At 37.8% G+C, this 18,117-nt stretch carries 12 protein-coding genes; 10 read left to right on the top strand and 2 right to left on the bottom strand.

The genetic code is table 11. From position 1 onward, the window contains the following. Nucleotides 1-80: 80 nt before the first annotated feature. From E7274_RS11950 to E7274_RS11940, 3 genes are all read left to right on the top strand, one after another. The gene (locus E7274_RS11950; RefSeq protein ID WP_304176204.1) at nucleotides 81-2,504 is read left to right on the top strand and encodes a glycoside hydrolase family 2 TIM barrel-domain containing protein; all 2,424 of its coding nucleotides are present in this window, start codon (nucleotides 81-83) and stop codon (nucleotides 2,502-2,504) included. 107 nt (nucleotides 2,505-2,611) lie between these two features. After that, entirely contained in the window at nucleotides 2,612-4,057 is a 1,446-nt protein-coding gene (locus tag E7274_RS11945; protein WP_304176203.1) for an MFS transporter, read from the top strand. Nucleotides 4,058-4,072: 15 nt separating this feature from the next. Next, a complete protein-coding gene (locus E7274_RS11940; protein ID WP_304176200.1) occupies nucleotides 4,073-5,791 on the top strand; it encodes a glycoside hydrolase family 3 protein in 1,719 nt (572 codons plus the stop codon). Between the two features lie 20 nt (nucleotides 5,792-5,811). On the opposite strand, the gene E7274_RS11935 is transcribed toward E7274_RS11940, so the two are convergent. Next, nucleotides 5,812-6,933, bottom strand: coding sequence for an AraC family transcriptional regulator (locus E7274_RS11935; RefSeq protein WP_304176198.1), 1,122 nt, complete (start codon nucleotides 6,931-6,933; stop codon nucleotides 5,812-5,814). Between the two features lie 216 nt (nucleotides 6,934-7,149). Here E7274_RS11935 and E7274_RS11930 point away from each other — a divergent pair, with 216 nt between their 5' ends. The 3 genes from E7274_RS11930 to pgmB are packed head-to-tail and all read left to right on the top strand — an operon-like array spanning nucleotide 7,150 to nucleotide 9,590. Continuing rightward, on the top strand, nucleotides 7,150-8,079 hold the full coding sequence (locus E7274_RS11930) for an alpha/beta hydrolase (RefSeq protein ID WP_304176196.1): 930 nt from the start codon (nucleotides 7,150-7,152) through the stop codon (nucleotides 8,077-8,079). A gap of 21 nt (nucleotides 8,080-8,100) precedes the next feature. Continuing rightward, nucleotides 8,101-8,949 (top strand): MBL fold metallo-hydrolase, encoded by an 849-nt coding sequence (locus tag E7274_RS11925; RefSeq protein ID WP_304176194.1) that lies wholly within the window; start codon nucleotides 8,101-8,103, stop codon nucleotides 8,947-8,949. A gap of 5 nt (nucleotides 8,950-8,954) precedes the next feature. Then, the gene (gene pgmB, locus E7274_RS11920) at nucleotides 8,955-9,590 is read left to right on the top strand and encodes a beta-phosphoglucomutase (protein ID WP_304176192.1); all 636 of its coding nucleotides are present in this window, start codon (nucleotides 8,955-8,957) and stop codon (nucleotides 9,588-9,590) included. Here the strand turns inward: pgmB and E7274_RS11915 are convergent. Next, nucleotides 9,562-10,581 carry an AraC family transcriptional regulator gene (locus E7274_RS11915; protein WP_304176190.1) on the bottom strand — a complete coding sequence of 340 codons (1,020 nt, stop codon included), beginning with the start codon at nucleotides 10,579-10,581 and terminating at the stop codon, nucleotides 9,562-9,564. The two genes, pgmB and E7274_RS11915, sit on opposite strands and share 29 nt — an antisense overlap. A gap of 170 nt (nucleotides 10,582-10,751) precedes the next feature. Here E7274_RS11915 and E7274_RS11910 point away from each other — a divergent pair, with 170 nt between their 5' ends. The 4 genes from E7274_RS11910 (at nucleotide 10,752) to E7274_RS11895 (ending at nucleotide 18,117) form a co-directional block, all read left to right on the top strand. Continuing rightward, entirely contained in the window at nucleotides 10,752-12,107 is a 1,356-nt protein-coding gene (locus tag E7274_RS11910; protein ID WP_304176188.1) for an MFS transporter, read from the top strand. A gap of 1 nt (nucleotide 12,108) precedes the next feature. After that, a complete protein-coding gene (locus tag E7274_RS11905) occupies nucleotides 12,109-14,316 on the top strand; it encodes a family 78 glycoside hydrolase catalytic domain (protein WP_304176187.1) in 2,208 nt (735 codons plus the stop codon). 14 nt (nucleotides 14,317-14,330) lie between these two features. Beyond that, on the top strand, nucleotides 14,331-15,221 hold the full coding sequence (locus E7274_RS11900; RefSeq protein ID WP_304176185.1) for a glycoside hydrolase family 43 protein: 891 nt from the start codon (nucleotides 14,331-14,333) through the stop codon (nucleotides 15,219-15,221). Between the two features lie 103 nt (nucleotides 15,222-15,324). After that, the gene (locus E7274_RS11895; protein WP_304176183.1) at nucleotides 15,325-18,117 is read left to right on the top strand and encodes an alpha-L-rhamnosidase; all 2,793 of its coding nucleotides are present in this window, start codon (nucleotides 15,325-15,327) and stop codon (nucleotides 18,115-18,117) included.

Raw genomic sequence — 18,117 nt, 5'->3', positions numbered from 1 at the left:
TGGCGACTTATTTTATTGAATAAGAAAAATTTTTTCTTGATAATATCAGTATCTTTTGAAGTTTTGATTTGGAGGTATTTATGGATAAAAAACTATGGAATGACAATTGGTTATTTTGGAATAGTAAGGATGCGTTTGCATTAGTTTGGGATATACCGGAGTGTGCAAAAAAAATACAGCTGCCTCATGATGCCATGCTTGAAAATGATGCCCATGAAGGCTCATTAAACGGAAGCAATACTGGATTCTATGATGGCGGTTCATATACATATGTGAAGATGTACGAATCAAAGCCTGGTGATAAGCAAAGAAACATCATGCTTAGATTTGACGGGGTTTACATGAATACATTTGTATATGTAAATGGTCAGCTTGCTGCAAATCGTCCATATGGATATTCACAGTTTTACGTACCTATTTCTCACTTGTTAAAGGAGGAAGGAGAAAATGAAATCCGAGTCCAAGTAAGAAATGGTGCTATGGCAAATAGTAGATGGTACTCAGGAAGTGGAATTTATAGAGACGTTTATATGCTCACTTCAGGTGCAACATATATCAGCCAGGAAGGTCCTAAAGTAATCACAGAAGATTGTGATGATGAGTTTGCAACTATTAAGGTTGAAACAAAAATTGTTAACAAGGATTTTTCAGGCAAAGAGCTTAGCTTTTTATTAGAGGTTTACGACGAGAATGATAGCCTGGTAAATCAAGATACGGGCGTAGTTTATGTACGTGGAAATGAGGAAAAGACCTTTTGCTCACGTCTAAATATTAATAATCCAAAACTATGGTCAGAAGATACCCCTACTTTATATACGGTTAGGGTTTCATTGGAGGAAAAGGGTGAGACTGTAGATGAAGATGTTGCTACATTTGGAATTAGAAAGCTTTCACTGGATGCAGCTCATGGACTGGGAGTAAATGGAAAAGAAGTAAAACTTCGTGGGGCCTGCATTCATCATGACAACGGCGTACTAGGCGCAAAAACTTATTATGAATCTGAATATAGACGAGTAAAGATTTTAAAAGAATCAGGCTTTAACGCTATAAGAATGTCTCATCATCCTGCATCACCTGCACTTTTAAGAGCATGTGATGAGCTTGGTGTATATGTGATGGATGAAACCTTCGATATGTGGACAAGGGCGAAGTCTGACTACGACTACAATTTGTTTTTCACAGATTGGTGGAAGAAGGATGTAGAAGCCATGGTAGAAAAAGACTTCAATCATCCATCTGTAGTCCTGTATTCAATTGGAAATGAAATACCAGAAATAGGTACAAATGAGGGAAGTAGATTAGCTGCAGAAATCAGCGATTTATGTCATGAATTAGATGGCACTAGATATACACTTGCATCTATTAATGGCGTGTTCGCAGCAGGCGATGCTGTAGGCAAAATCACTGCAGATGTGGCAGGAGAGGTAAAAGATCAGGATGATTCTGTCAATGTAAATGACTTCATGACAATCATGGATAAATACATGGATAGAATTGTGGTTCATCCAGAAATTACAAGGGTTTTGAAAAAGGCTTGTGTGGCAACAGATATTGCAGGTTACAACTACATGACTGCCAGATATGCGCTTGATGCAAAGGAAGAGCCAAACAGAATTATGGTAGGTTCAGAAACTTATCCACCAGAGATTGCTGTGAACTGGAGAGAAGTAAACAAGTATCCACAGGTTATCGGTGATTTCACTTGGACAGGCTGGGATTATTTGGGAGAAGCTGGAGTAGGTATTCCTGCATATAAGTGGGGAGAAGGCGGATTTGGAGCCCACTTCCCAGCAAAGCTTGCATACACAGGGGATATTGATATCACTGGATTTAGAAGACCTTTGTCTTACTATCGTGAGATTGTGTTTGGTCTTAGAAAAGCGCCATATATTGCCGTGCAAAATCCAGCTCATTACGGAGAAAACTTAATCAAGACTCCATGGGTAATGAGTGATGCGATTTCTAGCTGGACATACGATGGATATGAAAATAAACCGGTTGTTGTAGAAGTATATGCTAACGGAGATGAAGTGGAATTATTCTTAAACGATGAATCTCTTGGTAAAAAGGCTGTAAGTGAGTCAGATAATTGCAGAGTGATTTTTGAGACTAAGTATGCTAAGGGAACACTTAAGGCAGTATCTTACAAGGAAAATCAGGTGTTAGGAGAGTATGTTTTAAAAACAGTAGAAAACGAAAAATTACATGCATCCTTTGATACAAATCTGCCAGTTGAATCAGAACTTGTATATATAAATGTTGCAATCGGAGCCGATGGAGATCAGGTTAATACAGCCAAAGAATACAAGCTTACAGCAGAGCTTGAGGGTGATGGACAGCTGCTTGGTATAGGCTCAGGCGACCCTAAAGCACAGGATTCTTATTTGGGAAATACAACTCAAACATGGAATGGACGCGCCTTAATCGTAGTCAGAAAAGGCAGCGGAAAAACTGTTGTAAAAATATCTTCAGACAATGGATGTGGAACAGAGATTACAATCTAGAAATTAAAAAACGTCGGTTTTCATAAAATTTATTACATGGAGGCCACTGGATTATTCTTGTATTATTTTCCCATCAAGAAAACCATTTACGGTAAAGGAGAAGAAAAATGGATAATAATTCAGCAGCAAGGCAAGCCGGAGATGTTTTTGAAGGCTTCCAGGCAAACAGCGGGGTAAAAAAAGCAACTACAAAAAAAGCCAACTCTGAAGTTAGCACAGCCTTTAAATGGTTTCATGCAACCTCAGTAAGTGGTAGTGCAATGACAATTGCAGCAGTACTTGCAAGTTATCTTTCAGTTTATATGACAGATACACTTCAGATACCTGCAGCAACATGTTCACTTATCATGTTTATAGCAACTCTTTGGGATGCTATTAATGATCCAATGATGGGTGTTATTGCGGATAATACTCATTCAAAATGGGGACGTTATCGACCATACTTTATTTTCGCTCCAATCTTATTAACATTTTTTGGAACAATGGTATGGGTTGATTGGGGATTTGCTAGCACAACAGCAAAAGCAGCCTATATTTTAGTAATGTACATTGGTTATGGAATGACAGTAACAATGTACACAATGCCACAAATGGCAATTCTTCCTGCAGCAGTAAAGAAAGATCAGGAACGAAACATTATTATTACAATGGGTGCTGGTTGCACAGCTGCAGCGTTTACAATCGGTAATACATTTACAACAAATATTACAGCATTCTTTGCAAATCATGGATTTTCAAATGGATATGTTCCTTACATGCTTATCTGCGGAGCACTTTCATTTGTTTCATTCTGGGGATTATTCAAGGTATCAAAGGGACAGGAAAGATACTTAACAGAGCCTGAAAAGAATCCTCTTAAGGGACTTGGAATGGTTCTTCGTCACAAGGAAGTATATCCAAACATCATTGCTTGGGTTGGTGCTTCAATGGGCTATGGTCTTATGTTCTCATCTTCTGTTTACTACATGATGTATTACTATGAAAGACCAGATCTTATTGGAATCTATATGGGTATTATTTCAATTGGTGCACTTGTATCTATGGTTGTTGCAATGCCAATATTCCTTAAGGTTTTCAAGACAGGACAGAGAGCTCTTTGCGTATCACAGATTACATCTATCGTTCTTTATGTAATCTTGTTCTTCTTTGGAAAATCAAGCTTTACATTACTTTGCGTTCTTACATTTGTATCATCAGTAACAAGTGCAATGCAAAACGCTTTAGTAAACATTCTTGTTAACGATACAATCGACTTTGTTATGTACAAGGAAGGCAAGACAGCAAACGGACTTGTTTCAGCAATCAAGGGCTTTGCACAGAAGTGTGGTAACACAGTAACATCTTCTGGTATTCTAGCAATCCTTGCTATCTCTGGATATGTTGCAGGTGCAATTGGACAGCAGCCAGAATCAGCTATGTTTGCTCTTAACTTTATTAAGTTTGGTGCACCATCTGTAACAGGAATCATCGTTATTCTTTGTGTTGTATTTGGACCAATTAACAAATACAAGAAAGATATCGAAGAAATGAAAGCTAAAATGCACGAGGATTAATGGGGATTTACATAAATGTTGAACTTTGAAATATTAAAGGAAACACCTTTTTGCCTGGGCGATGCCCAGGTAAATTGGGTTAAAGAGACAATAGAAAATATGACAGAGGAGCAGAAGATTGGTCAAATCTTCTGTCCAATAAACGGCGAGGTAGAGCCAGAAAAAATAAAAGGATTTATTGATGAGTTTCATCCAGGCGGAGTATTGTATAGACCAATGCCTGCAGAGACTATTCAAAATTGCCATAGAGCATTTCAGGACAATTCAGATATTCCAATGCTTTTGGCTGCAAACCTTGAATCAGGTGGTGTGGGAATTGCCAGTGATGGCACTTATTTTTCACGACCTATGGGAGTGGCAGCAACAGCCAATAAAGAAAACGCATATCGATTAGGATATATTTCTGGCAAGGAAGCAAGAGCTGTAGGCTGTAACTGGTCCTTTGCTCCAATTTGTGATTTGGATAAAAATTTCATGAATCCAATCATGAATGTACGTACCTATGGAGATAACGTAAATACGGTAATAGAAAATGTAAAACAGCAGTTGAAGGGACTAGATGAAAATGACGTTGCAGCAGCTGCAAAGCATTTCCCAGGTGATGGAGTAGATTTCAGAGATCAGCATTTGGTAGCATCTGTAAATAGCTTGTCTGTTGAGGAATATGATGATTCATATGGCAAGATTTGGAAGGAAGTAGTAGATTTTGGAATCCTTTCAATCATGGTTGGACATATTTTACAGCCTGCATACAGCAAGTATTTCAATCCAGAATTAAAGGATGAGGATATTCTACCAGCCACTCTTTCCAAGGAATTATTGCAAGGCTTACTACGCGATAAGCTTGGATTCAATGGAGTAATAGTTACCGACGCGACACCGATGGTAGGATTTACTGCATCAATGGCTCGAAGCGAGGCTTTACCAGCTTGTATCATGGCCGGATGCGATATGATTCTTTTTAACAAAGATATAAGAGAAGACTATCAATTTATTAGAGATGCATTAAAGGATGGACGATTAACTAGAGAACGTTTGGATGAAGCTGTTCTCAGAATACTTGCAATGAAGGCCGCAATGAAGCTTCCAGAAAAGAAAGCAGAAGGTACACTGGTGCCAGAGATATCAGCTCTTTCAGACGTGGGCTGCAATGAGCATAAAGAGTGGACTGTTAAGTGTGCCGACGAAGCAGTCACCCTTGTAAAGGACACACAAAATCTTCTGCCTATCTCTGCTGAAAAGTATAAGAAGATTAGATTGTATTACATCGAAGATAGAGTGGGAGGCGGCTTCAAAGACGGTGATAGCCAAATCGCTGCATTCAAGGATTTATTAGAGAAAGAAGGATTTGAGGTTAGTGTTTATGACTATGGCAAGCCAGATTTCTATGAGATGTTTGAAGCGGGAGTTTCATATGCTAAGGATAAATTTGATTTAGCAATTTATGTAGCTTGCATTGATACCGCAAGTAATCAATCAGTCCGTAGAATTGACTGGGTACATTTGATGGCGGCAGATGCTCCATGGTTTGTTGATGAAATACCTACAATGTTTATATCTGTAGCAAATCCATATCATCTTGTGGATGTCCCAATGGTAAAGACATTTATCAATGCTTACACACCTACAAAAGAGGTATGCCAGCAAGTAGTAGAAAAAATAATGGGCCGTTCAAGCTTTAAAGGTAAAAGCCCAATCGACCCATTCTGTAATATCTGGGGAAGCAGATTTTAATAAAGATAAGCTCATTAATTCTATTCGGTAGAGAATGGAATGAATGGGCTTTCTTTTTTGTTCTGCTTTCTATATTCTGCAGGAGAGCATTTGTAAGTTTGACGGAACACTCTTGAAAAATGATCCGCCGAATTATATCCTACCTGCTCTGCAATTTCATTTATTTTTAAATCTGTGTTCAGCAGGTAGCTCACTGCGTCCTTCATACGCAACTTCTTTATCAATTCAGTAAAGTTTTCGCCGGTATTTTGCTTTATAAGAGTGCATAAGTGTGGCTCACTGTAGTGGAAAAATTCCGCTAAAGATGAGAGCGTAATATTCTGATAGTTGTGCTGAATATACTGTAAAACCAAAGAGAAATCAGAGCCAATTTCATAGTTATAAAATGCAATTGTCTTGCTGTAGTTTCTTAGCATGTTGCAGAAAAGCAAATTGATAATGCTTACACAACATCCATTGCTATATTCATCTTTTTTGGCAGACTCAATCAAAAGCTTTCTAAGTAATACGCGGCATTCCATATTGTTACCGGTAAATAGCATCAGGTAGTTTGCCTTGCCATCATCTTTTAGGATTTGGCGGAAGAAACCTGATAGTAAGTCCTGGTGGCTCATGATTGATGAGAATGTGCTATCGAAGGTACTTCTTCTGATACATATCGTATATACGATAGATGTTTCATCATCTATCAGAAAATCATGATTTGACCCTGGTGCTATGATACAAAGCTCTCCTTCATTCATAACATGTGGTTCTTCCTCAAAATAAAATATTGCGCTACCCTTAACCACAAAGTTTAACTCAAAATAGTTGTGAGTGTGGGAATATCTGCGGGTAAATCTTGGATGGCGAATCGTAAAAACATCCTGAAACTTTGGAATCATTCGTTCTTCACGTACTTCCTTATCCAATCCACTTTGAGCTGAAAAATAAATCGGAGTGTTATCAACCAGCTTATCAAATTCATAATCGTCCACATATAATGAATCTTCCGAAAGAGTCATTCTTGTGGGGGTACTATCCAATAAACCTTTTTCATACATTCGCTTCATCATTTCTGTAAACTGGAGCTTAAGTCCCGTACGTTTGTAATAAGCGTTCATTTCATTTTGAAATTTTCCATAAGTTGTATATAAGTTCATACTAAATCCTCATGTGTGTACAGTTAAAAAAATATGTAGTGATGTTGATAAAATTTGTAGATTCATTATATACCACAATGTGAAATTATCGGAAGTATAAATGAAATTATAATGGATTCACCTTAAAATATGTCGGATACATTTTTAAGGCATGTATTTATAATATAACCATTAATTGTTCGGAATCGGACTAAAAAGTGTATGAGGAGAAGTATTATGCGTATTGAAACAATCAAATTATGGGAAGACAGAGATGATGTTGAATTAACCATGTTTTTAAACTTGGATGATCCATTTTTAAAGATAAAAAGAAAAAGACCTGCAATTATTTCAGTACCAGGTGGGGCGTATCAGACATGCCCAAGACATGGTAATGAGGGGGATCCTATTGCTATGGCATTTGCAATTGATGGTTACCAGGGTTTTGTTTTGGAATATTCTAACGCTACAAAAGCGCCTGAGGGGAAGGCACTTTTTCCTGCACAAACCATCGATATGGCAAAGGCTATTTTAACAATCAAAGAACATGCTGATGAGTGGGATATCGACGCTAATCAGATTTCTGTTGTAGGTTTTTCGGCAGGAAGCCATGTAACAGCAATGTATGCAACAACTTATAACACAGTCAATAAAGAGCTTCTAACAGAGAAGTTTGGGTGCAAGGTAGAAGATTTAGACATCATGGCAGCCCTTTGCATTTATGGTTTGCATGATTACGTTCTTCAGGAAGATTTCAATGCAAAGCATCCGAATTTTATGTCTGACGGTTCAGGTAATGTTCCAATTTTTGGAAGTGCGCATCCAGATGAGGAAACACTAAAGAAATATAGTCCAGTTGAAAACGCCACAACAAATATGCCACCAATGTTTTTGGCGCATGCAACAAATGATGGGCTGGTTCCAGCAATGCATACAATTAGAATGGCAGAAAAGCTTCAGTCTATTGGAGTGCCATACGAATGTCATTTATTCCAGTATGGAGACCATGGCTTTGCGCTAGGAAGAAATGTATTTGAGCCATTCAAAGATAGCCTTACTCATGATGCAGCAGCCTGGCTTCCAATGGCAAAGACATTTTTGCAGCATATGATTGATGAAAGCACTCTTAAGAAAGAGGAAAATCCATTTGCGGATATGCCATTTTAATTGTGAGGAGAGAAAGAAAATATGGGAATGGAACCATCATTAGAAGAAATTTTTGGTAGTTATATGCCATACAAAGTTACGGATGATACATGGGTTATTAGTTTTATGAATGGAACGGAGTACATGTATCTTCTTGAGGGAAGCGAGAAAGCACTTTTAATTGATACAGGATATGGAGTAGGAAATCTAAAAGCGTTTGTGGAGTCATTAACAGACAAGCCAGTATTAGTTGTAAACACACACTTTCATCCAGATCACTCTGCAGGAAATGGTGAGTTTGAAGAAGTAATGGTTGCAGCAGGATGGGAAATTGATGCACCTTCTGTAAATATGCCGGGACAGATTCCCTTTGATATTTCAAAGTTGCCTTATCCAAATTATAAAAAGGTGATTATTGGAGAAGGTGATGTAATTGATTTAGGCAATCGAAAAATTAAAGTTATGGAGGTAAAGCCAGCACACTGCAATTCTAGTTTGTTTTTTTATGATGTAGAGCAGGGGATGATATTTGTTGGTGATGAAGTGGAGGCTGCACAGGTAAATATGTTTGATAATTCATGTAATCCTGAAGCTCCATATGATGTTAGAGACAGACTTAATTGCATGCGGGAAAACTGTGAAAGAATAAAGGCTCTCAAACCAAGATACATCTTCCCTAACCATAATGGAACACCAATTGCTTCAAGCTATTTGGATGATTTTATTGGATTGGTAGATAGTGTATTTGCAGGAACGGCAAAAATTGAAGATAAGTTAAATCACAAGTATATTGAGATGGATCCTAAGGCACCTACTTTATGTCGAGTTCGATTTGGGAAGTGCAGTATTTTTATTAAGAAAGATTTATTAATGACAGTGTATGGAAAGTAGGTGTGATGTTGAAGGCGTTAATTTTTGATTTAGATGGAGTAATCTGCTTTACAGATAAATATCACTATATAGCATGGAAAAAGCTTGCTGATAAAAATGGAATATATTTTGATGAAGAAATAAATAATAGGCTACGTGGTGTATCAAGAATGGATAGTCTAGACATTATTTTAGAGCGAGCCGATAGAACATATACTGCTGAAGAAAAAGAGGCAATGGCTGCTGAGAAGAATGCTAGTTATGTTGAGCTTTTAAAAGAAATGAGTCCAGCAGATTTATCTGATGAAGTAAAAAATACATTAGATGAACTCAGAAATAGAGGATATAAGTTAGCTATTGGTTCATCAAGCAAGAACACAAAAATGATTTTAAAGCAGATAGGACTTGGTGAATTTTTCGATGCCATTTCAGATGGAACCAATATCACAAAATCAAAACCAGACCCTGAGGTGTTCCTGAAGGCAGCAGAATTTCTTGGAGAATCTCCAATGGATTGTCTAGTGGTGGAGGATGCCAAAGCTGGAATTGAAGCTGCCACTGAAGGCGGCTTTAAAAGCGCAGGCATAGGAGAAGCCACGGAGCATCCAAGTGTGACATACAAATTGGGAAGCTTTAAGGATTTACTGACTCTCGATATTTAGCAGGAGTCATGCCGTAAAAGCTTTTAAATGCTTTATAAAATGTACTCAAATCATTATATCCAACCATTTCCATTACAGATGGAATAGGAATATCTTTGTTATTAAGGAGCTCTGCTGATTGTTTCATGCGGAGCTCTTTTGTTATTTCTGAGAAGTTTTTACCGGTACTATTTTTTATGATTCTTGCTACATGTCGCTCACTATATCCGAAAAATCTTGCTAGCTCAGCGAGAGATAGATTCGCATAATTGTTTTGTATGTATTGAAGCATTAAAACTAGGTTTTCATCCTTGGGAGTATTTCCGTCAGGCACCAGAAGAACATCTTTTTCGTGATAGCGAAGAAGATGAATGAAGAAATAGGAAATCATGGTATCCATCATGTGACCTTTGTATTTTGTATTTCCCAAAAACTCTTTTGCAAGATTTTCGGATGTTCCTCTTAGGACCGGATCCTCACCAGTTCTAAATGTTATGCAATTCTGACCTTGGATGTTGTAAAGGCAGTGCATAAAGAAATCTGAAAGAACATCCTTTTCAGACATCAGTCCAAGAAAAGAGCTTTCGAAGGTACTGGTTCTAATCTGAAGATTTATAACATCGCAATCATCTGAAAAAGCAGCAAGGGCATGTTCATGGCCAGGGGCGATGATACAAATATCACCAGGCGAAAGAGTATGAGGTTTGTTGTCTATGTAATTAACGCAATGTCCTTCTCTGTTGTAAACCAGTTCAAAGAAAGTATGAGAGTGAAGCAATGGAGGTAAATACCTTGCGTGTTCAACTATGCCTATATTCTCACCAGGATTGAAAAAGCTATCTTCGTCGAGAGCGTCATCAAAAGGAATTTGAAGGGAGTTTCTAAAATCAATCCCTGTTATTTTTGAAATATTATCAAGTTCATTCTTGGTAACATAATCTCTCTTGAGGATGAAAGGGTTTGAATGGCATATTTCACTAAGTGTTATTTCTAATTCTGAAAATGGTTTCATGACTAAGCCTCATAAATACAATATATTGGTAATAAAATGATATTACAATAGATGTCCGATTTTGCCAATAATAATTGTCTTGTAGGGTAAAAGTTATTTAAAAACAATCATGTTATTCTTAGCCTACGTTGAAGAAAGAAATGCGAACGAAGGTATTTAGGAGGGTAATCATGGAAAATCAACAAAAGCATTCAGGCTACACGAAAAAGACTGCAATAGCATATGCCTTATCACAAGGTGGAGGCTTTATGCTTATTCAGGCAACAGTTGCTAGTTACTTTTCGAACTTTATGACAGACACAGTTATGATTCCAGCGGCGGCAGCTTCAATCATTATGTTTATTGCAACACTGTGGGATGCCATAAACGATCCTATTATGGGGGGAATTTGTGATAGAACCAAAACAAAGCATGGTTCTTATCGACCATATTTATTATGGGTTCCAATAGTTCTTACAGTTGTTTCATTTTTCTTGTTTTTGAATCCATCAGGATTAACTACAACACAGAAGGTACTTTACATTGGCGTATTCTATATTCTTTATGGAATGGGAGTGACAGCTTTGACAATGCCTCAGATGGCACTTATGCCAGCTGTTACTAAGAATGATAAGGAAAGGAATCATGCTGTAACGCTAGGAATGATTTCTGTTGCTATCGCATTTACGATTGCATCAACATTCACAACAAGCTTTGTTGGATTTTTCGGAAGCTATGCACCATTAATGATTATTTACGGTGTACTTGCTATTCTCGCAAATCTTATGTTGTTTAAAAACACTAGAGAACGATACATTATTTCTACAGATGGTCGTTCAGTATGGGAGGATTTGAAGGTATTTGGTAGACACAAGAAACTGATTATTATGTTAATCATTTGGATGATGTCTTCAGTAGGATATGGTGCAATGTTCTCTACATCAGTTTATTACATGATGTATTACATTATGAGACCAGATTTGATTGGTGTATACATGGGCGTCCTTTCTATTGGAGCACTTATTTCCATGATGGTATTGATGCCATTTTTCATAAAGGTTTTCAAAACACCTACAAAGGCATTTATATTTACTCAGGCAGTAACACTTGTATGCTATGTACTTTTATTCTTTGTTGGAAATAAAAATATGACAGTTTTATTTGTAGTATCAGGTGTTGCTACAGCATTCTCAGCTATGGAACAGGCACTAATTAACTTCTTTGTAAACGACACTATCGACTATATTCAGTTGAAAGAAAATGTAAGTATGAATGGTATGGTATCAGCTATTAAGGGCTTTTCATATAAGTGTGGATCTACACTTGTAAGCTCAGGTGTATTAGCGGTTCTTGCTGCTAGCGGATATATTGCAAATGCAATTGGACAGGAACCAGAATCAGCAATGATTGCTATCAATTCATTAAGATTTGCATTACCAGCTGCTACCTGTGTGATTCTGATTGTTTGCTTGATATTCAATCCAGTTGAGCCACATAGAGCAGAGATTAACAAAATGAAAGAAAGTATGAAAGCGATTGACGAATAAAATGAATGAATTAGGAAAATGGATAACAAATAAAACTGATAAACCATTTATTGCAAAAAAAGAAATCGCTGTATCGGGGCCAGTTAAAAGTGCTAAGGCATTTGTGACTGGCCTTGGCCAGTTTAATTTCTATATAGATGGAAAGAAGGTATCTGATCATGTGTTGGATCCTGGTTGGACAGATTACAGAAAAACAGTTCAATATGTTGATTTTGATGTAACAGATTTAGTCTGTGAGGGGAATCATGCTCTTGAGATAGAAGTAGGAAACGGCTGGTTCAATTGGGATATGGAATTTGGATATAGTTTTCATTTTCCAGAGTTTATGCCACCAAATCCAAATCCTTATAAGGCCTTTGGTGAATATTTAGTTTGCAATATGAAGCTTGTTATGGAATTTATGGATGGAAAAGTAGCGGAGCTTATTACAGATGAAAGCTGGCAAGTAAAGTCCCATAAAATCAAGCATACCAATGTTTATGGTTCGGAATATATCGGACCGGATAATGATGAATGGAGATGGGCTGAGCTGGCAGGAGAGGAAAGTATTCCTAGGGGTAAATTAAAACTACAGAACCAACCAGCCATAAAGGTTATCAAATCATATGAAGGTAAGTTGATTAATACCAGGAATGGAATTCGTATATACGACTTAGGGCAAAATATTTCCGGCTTGCTAAGGGCAAAGGTTAAAGGGAAAGCAGGCCAGAAAATTAGCTTTAAACCAGCAGAAAAATTGGATGAAAATGGAATGCCGGATCAAATGGCAAAAAATTGGATGCTTATAGATAATGTTATTACCTATGAAGTCTCAAGTGATGACAGTGTAGAGGAAGTAAAGCAGACCTTTACATATTTTTCAGGACGTTATTTTGCTGTGGAGGGAGATGCTGAAGTTCTTGAATTGTATGGAGATGCCATAACATCTGCATGGAAAAACAATGGTAGCTTTTCTTGTGACGATGAAAGATACAATCGTATTTACGATATGATTGAGAAAACTGTTGAAGCAAATATGCTTAGCGTCCACACAGATTGTCCTACAATTGAGCGCTTCCCATGGCAGGAGCCTAATCATTTGATGGGCGCTGCAATCATGTATATGAAGGATGGAAGTGAGCTTTGGCGAAAATTCTTAAATGATATGCGTGATGCTCAGCACACTGCTAGTGATAGTTTCAAGGATTTTGCTGGAAATGAGATATATCCAGGGGATGGATTGGTTCCATCTCAAGCGCCTTGCTACATTCCAAATGTTTTACCGGTTCCAGGAATGGGAAGCTTTTACGACATCATTCCTTGGGGCAGCTCACTTATCTTGGGAGCAAGATGGCATTATATATTCTATGGAGATGAGAGCATAATTCAGGAAAACTATGATGCTGGATTAAGATATCTTGAGCATTTAAAAACAAAAATCAACCCAGATGGATTTATAAATCATGGCCTTGGTGATTGGGGCAATCCTGACGGAGAGCTAGCAAGAGAGAATGTGGAGACAGTATTTTTATATGCTGATGCAATTACACTTGCATGGTTTGCAGACACATTAGGACAAGATAGTGAAAAGAAGGAATTAGAAGCATTTGCAGAGGAAGTTAAAGCAAACTATAACAATAAATTGTTAGTTAAGAATTCCAATGGAAAATACTGCTATTGCAGTTTTGAAAAGAAGAACGAAGCTTTTATCACAACTCAAACTATAGAGGCTCTTCCTCTGTACTGGGGAATGGTGCCAGATTATGCAATGGAAGATGTAATCAGCTGTTTAAAGGAAAATATTGAAAGTCGCAAGGCTTTGGTGGCAGGTGAAGTTGGACTTCCATATGTAATCCAGACGGCTGCTAAGTATGGAATGAATGACTTGATTGCACAGTGTATTTTGTCGGAAGAACATCCATCTTACTATGCCTTTGTATTGGATGGAGAAACTACACTTGGTGAATACTGGGAGACAAATCCTCGCTCCCATTGTCATGATATGATGGGGCACATTATTGAGTGGTACTACAACGGGATTGCAGGAATTAAGCCATTGGAGCCGGGCTTTGCCAAGGTGGAAATAAATCCATGGATGCCAGAATCTATAAATGATTTTACATGTATCTATAATTCTGTACACGGACCAATCAAGGTGACAGGAAAAAGAATTGATGGGGAGCCTGTATTTGAAATAGAGGTGCCTGGTGAAATAAAGGTTGTTAAATAACAAAAGGGGTAAGCATGAAAAGAGAAGACATAAATATCAGAGATCCATATGTATTGGTGGATGATGGAAAATATTATTTATATGGAACACGAAGCGAAACTTGTTGGGGAGAGGCCTTTGGTTTTGACTGTTATGTAAGCAGCGATTTAGAGAATTTCGATGGGCCAATAGAAATATTTAAAAGACCTAATGGATTTTTTGCAACGGAAAACTTTTGGGCACCAGAGTGCTACCGAATTGGGGATAAGTATTATTTAGTAACTACATTTGGTGGAAAAGATATTAAAAAAGGTATTTATGCCCTTGAGGCTGATTCGCCAACAGGACCATTTTCATTGTATTCAAAAAGACTTACACCGGATAATTGGACTTGTATAGATGGAACCCTACATTTTGAAAACGAAAAAATATACTTAGTATTTTCCCATTCCTTTGAGGATGCTTTAGACGGCACAGGGAATACTGATGGAGATTTTTGCGTCGTGGAATTATCAAGTGATTTAAAGGAAGCGGTTTCTACACCAAAGCTCCTATTCTCACCTAAAGAAGCTAGCTGGGCAAAGCCAGTTCCATTTGCAAAGGCAGAGTTTGGTTTGGATGGAGACTGCTACTTTAGTGATGGACCTTTTTTTATGAAGCTGGATGATGGAAATCTTTATATGATTTTCTCAAGCTGGAGTATTAACGGTTATGCGGTAGGTGTTGCAGTATCAGAGTCTGGAACTATAAATGGTCCATGGATTTTACAGGATGAACCATTATATCCAGAAAATGGAGGCCATGGTATGTTCTTCAAGGATTTACAGGGAGATATTTTATTTACCCTACATTCACCTAATGACAAATATATGGAACGACCACAGTTTTTTAAAGTAAAAAATAAAGATGGAATTCTGTCCTTATAATATATGTCGCATATAGCAGAAAAGATGTCGTATTTGCCTACGTGATTATACTAATAAATAATGCTATAGTGACCTATATCAATAATAAAGGAGACGGTATTAAATGATAATTACAAGGGCAAAATTAAACGGAATAGTTAATCCTATTGGATTTGATTTTAAGAAAATAATTGCATCATGGAACGTGGAAGATACTGATGCTAAAACTATAAAAAATGGCGTACTTGAGGTGGCTGAGGATATCGCATTTACGAATATTATTTACAAAAAAGAGTCAGCAGAAATCAATCAAACCGGGGAAGTAATTGATATTAAGCTAACGCCTCGAACTAGATATTTCTGGAGAGTTACTATCACTGGAGATAATGGAGATAGTGCAACTTCTGATGTTCAGTATTTTGAAACTGGAAAAATGGATGAGCCATGGACCGGAAAATGGATTGCAGCAGAGGATTCATCCTTCCATCCACTGTTTTCTAAAAAGCTTGATCTTGCTAAAAATGTAAAGGACGCAAGACTATACGTAAGCTGCCTAGGAGTATTTGAAGCTTATATTGATGATAAAAAAGTTGGAAATGAAATCCTCACACCTTACATCAATGATTATGAGACAGGTATGCAGATAATTACCTTTGATGTGGCTGAGCAGTTAAGGCAGGATAGCGTAATAAGCATTCAGGTAGCCAAGGGCTGGTACATGTCAAACTTTGGTTTGGAAGGTGGCTATAACTATGGCGACAGAATGGAAGCTATTGCTGAGCTACACGTTACCTATGAAGATGGCGCATCAGAAGTTATCGGAACAGACTCTAGCTGGGATGTGAGTGCATCTGATGTTATTGAATCTGGCATATATTACGGCGAAGACTTAGATAGGACTGCAGGAATTGTCCCAAAGGGAAAAGCAGTGGAAGTGCCGGCAGAAAGAAATCTTTTAGACAGATATAGTATTCCAGTTGTTGTTAAAGAGGTGCTACAGCCTAAAGAGATTATCACTACACCAGCAGGTGAAACAGTTATTGATTTCGGCCAAAATCATGCAGGTGTTATGGAGTTTGATGCAGATTTTCCAGCAGGTACTGTAATAACTGTAGATTGTGGCGAGATATTGCAGCAGGGCAATTTCTATAATGAAAATTATAGATCTGCTCGTTCTAGATTTGTATATACCTCTGATGGAAGAAAAGAAACTGTTCACCCTAGATTTACTTTCTTTGGTTACAGATATTTGAGGATTCAAGGATGGGTAGGAGAGCTTACCTTGGATAAAGTTCGCTCTAATGTTATCTATTCAGATATGGAGCGTACGGGTTACATTAGCACTAGCAACGATAAAATCAATCGTCTTTACGAAAACTGTATCTGGGGACAGAAGTCTAACTTTTTGGATATGCCAACTGACTGTCCACAAAGAGATGAGAGATTGGGATGGACTGGCGATGCGCAAGTTTTCTCGCAGACAGCAAGCTACAATATGGACACTAGAGCATTCTATAAAAAATTCTTGAGAGACTTAGGCTACGATGCAAAGCGTCATGGGGGAGCAGTGGCAAGCTACATACCATCTGCGGCAGGGGAAGACCTGGCAAATACAGGTAGCATTTGGGGAGATGTTGGAACCTTTGTACCGAATGTACTTTTCAACACATTTGGCTCCGTAGAAGATGTAGAAGAACACTACGAAATGATGAAAAACTGGGTGGAATACATGCATCGTAATGATGTGGAACACGGAGACAAAGGCTTCTTTGTTCTTCCTTTCCAGTTTGGAGATTGGCTCGGTTTAGATGGAATTACTGAACAGAGTTTTAAAGGTGGAACAAACGATGATTATTTAGCCGCAGTTTATTACTATCGTTCTACTGTAATCACTTGTGAGATGGCAATTCGACTTGGAAAAAATGAGGATGCCAAAGAGTATGCAAAGCTTGCTGAAAAAATTAAGAAAGCAATTTTAGATGAATTCTTCACGCCTACAGGAAGACTTGCATGTGACACACAGGCAGCCTATATAGTTGCTCTGGCGTTTGATATCTATGTTGATAGAGAAAAGCTAATTGAACAGTTTGTGGATAGATTGAACAGAGACTGTTTCCAAATAAAATGTGGATTTGTTGGTGCGCCACTTTTGTGTACCACACTTGCTAAGTGTGGCAGGGCAGATTTGGCATATCACTTCCTGTTTAATGAGGGATTCCCAAGCTGGTTACACTGCGTAAACTTGGGTGCAACAACTATTTGGGAGAGATGGAATTCAGTTTTTGAGGATGGAACAATTTCAAAGGAGGGGATGAATTCCCTTAACCATTATTCATATGGAACTGTTGTCCAATTTATGTATGAATATATTGGCGGAATTAAGCCAGCTGAGCCAGGATTTAAAGTGGCAAATATTGCACCAATGCCATCCATGAGATTTAGATATTTCAATTCGGCCATAACAACTGTTGCAGGCAAATATGTTTCTAACTGGAAAATTGTAGAAGATGGAATGTTAACAGTTGAAGTTGAAGTTCCATTTAATGGAGTGGCAAAAGTTACATTGCCAAGATTTTCAAAGGAACAGTTGAATTGTAAGGGTTGTGTAGCATCAGATATTTCAGAAGAAGGATGTATCACTTTAGGAGCTGGCCATTATGAAATAACATACATGCCAGCTCAGGACTACAGAAGCATCTACAGCCCACAGACAAGACTTGCTGAGCTTGAGGGTGACGCAGAGGTAATGGAACTTTTAAAAGAAAAGCTTCCAGTGGCATATGGCATAATTATTTCTCATGACAAGGAAATGGCAAATCATACACTTGCAGAACTGCCATATCTATTCTTCTTGGGCGGCACTCCTGAAACTGTACTTCCAGTTACGGAGAAGATCTTTGCTTTGAAACGTTGGTAG

Source organism: Pseudobutyrivibrio ruminis (assembly GCF_015057245.1).
GTDB lineage: Bacteria > Bacillota > Clostridia > Lachnospirales > Lachnospiraceae > Pseudobutyrivibrio > Pseudobutyrivibrio ruminis_E.
The sequence above is the reverse complement of the archived record's forward strand: the minus strand, read 5'-3'. Positions and strand labels throughout refer to the sequence as shown.

Coding starts and splice junctions, on each gene's coding strand:
- E7274_RS11915 (WP_304176190.1), bottom strand. CDS start 10,581: ATGAAACCATTTTCAGAATTAGAAATAACACTTAGTGAAATATGCCAT.
- E7274_RS11895 (WP_304176183.1), top strand. CDS start 15,325: ATGATAATTACAAGGGCAAAATTAAACGGAATAGTTAATCCTATTGGA.
- E7274_RS11940 (WP_304176200.1), top strand. CDS start 4,073: ATGTTGAACTTTGAAATATTAAAGGAAACACCTTTTTGCCTGGGCGAT.
- E7274_RS11950 (WP_304176204.1), top strand. CDS start 81: ATGGATAAAAAACTATGGAATGACAATTGGTTATTTTGGAATAGTAAG.
- E7274_RS11925 (WP_304176194.1), top strand. CDS start 8,101: ATGGGAATGGAACCATCATTAGAAGAAATTTTTGGTAGTTATATGCCA.
- E7274_RS11900 (WP_304176185.1), top strand. CDS start 14,331: ATGAAAAGAGAAGACATAAATATCAGAGATCCATATGTATTGGTGGAT.
- E7274_RS11930 (WP_304176196.1), top strand. CDS start 7,150: ATGCGTATTGAAACAATCAAATTATGGGAAGACAGAGATGATGTTGAA.
- pgmB (WP_304176192.1), top strand. CDS start 8,955: ATGTTGAAGGCGTTAATTTTTGATTTAGATGGAGTAATCTGCTTTACA.
- E7274_RS11905 (WP_304176187.1), top strand. CDS start 12,109: ATGAATGAATTAGGAAAATGGATAACAAATAAAACTGATAAACCATTT.
- E7274_RS11935 (WP_304176198.1), bottom strand. CDS start 6,933: ATGAACTTATATACAACTTATGGAAAATTTCAAAATGAAATGAACGCT.
- E7274_RS11945 (WP_304176203.1), top strand. CDS start 2,612: ATGGATAATAATTCAGCAGCAAGGCAAGCCGGAGATGTTTTTGAAGGC.
- E7274_RS11910 (WP_304176188.1), top strand. CDS start 10,752: ATGGAAAATCAACAAAAGCATTCAGGCTACACGAAAAAGACTGCAATA.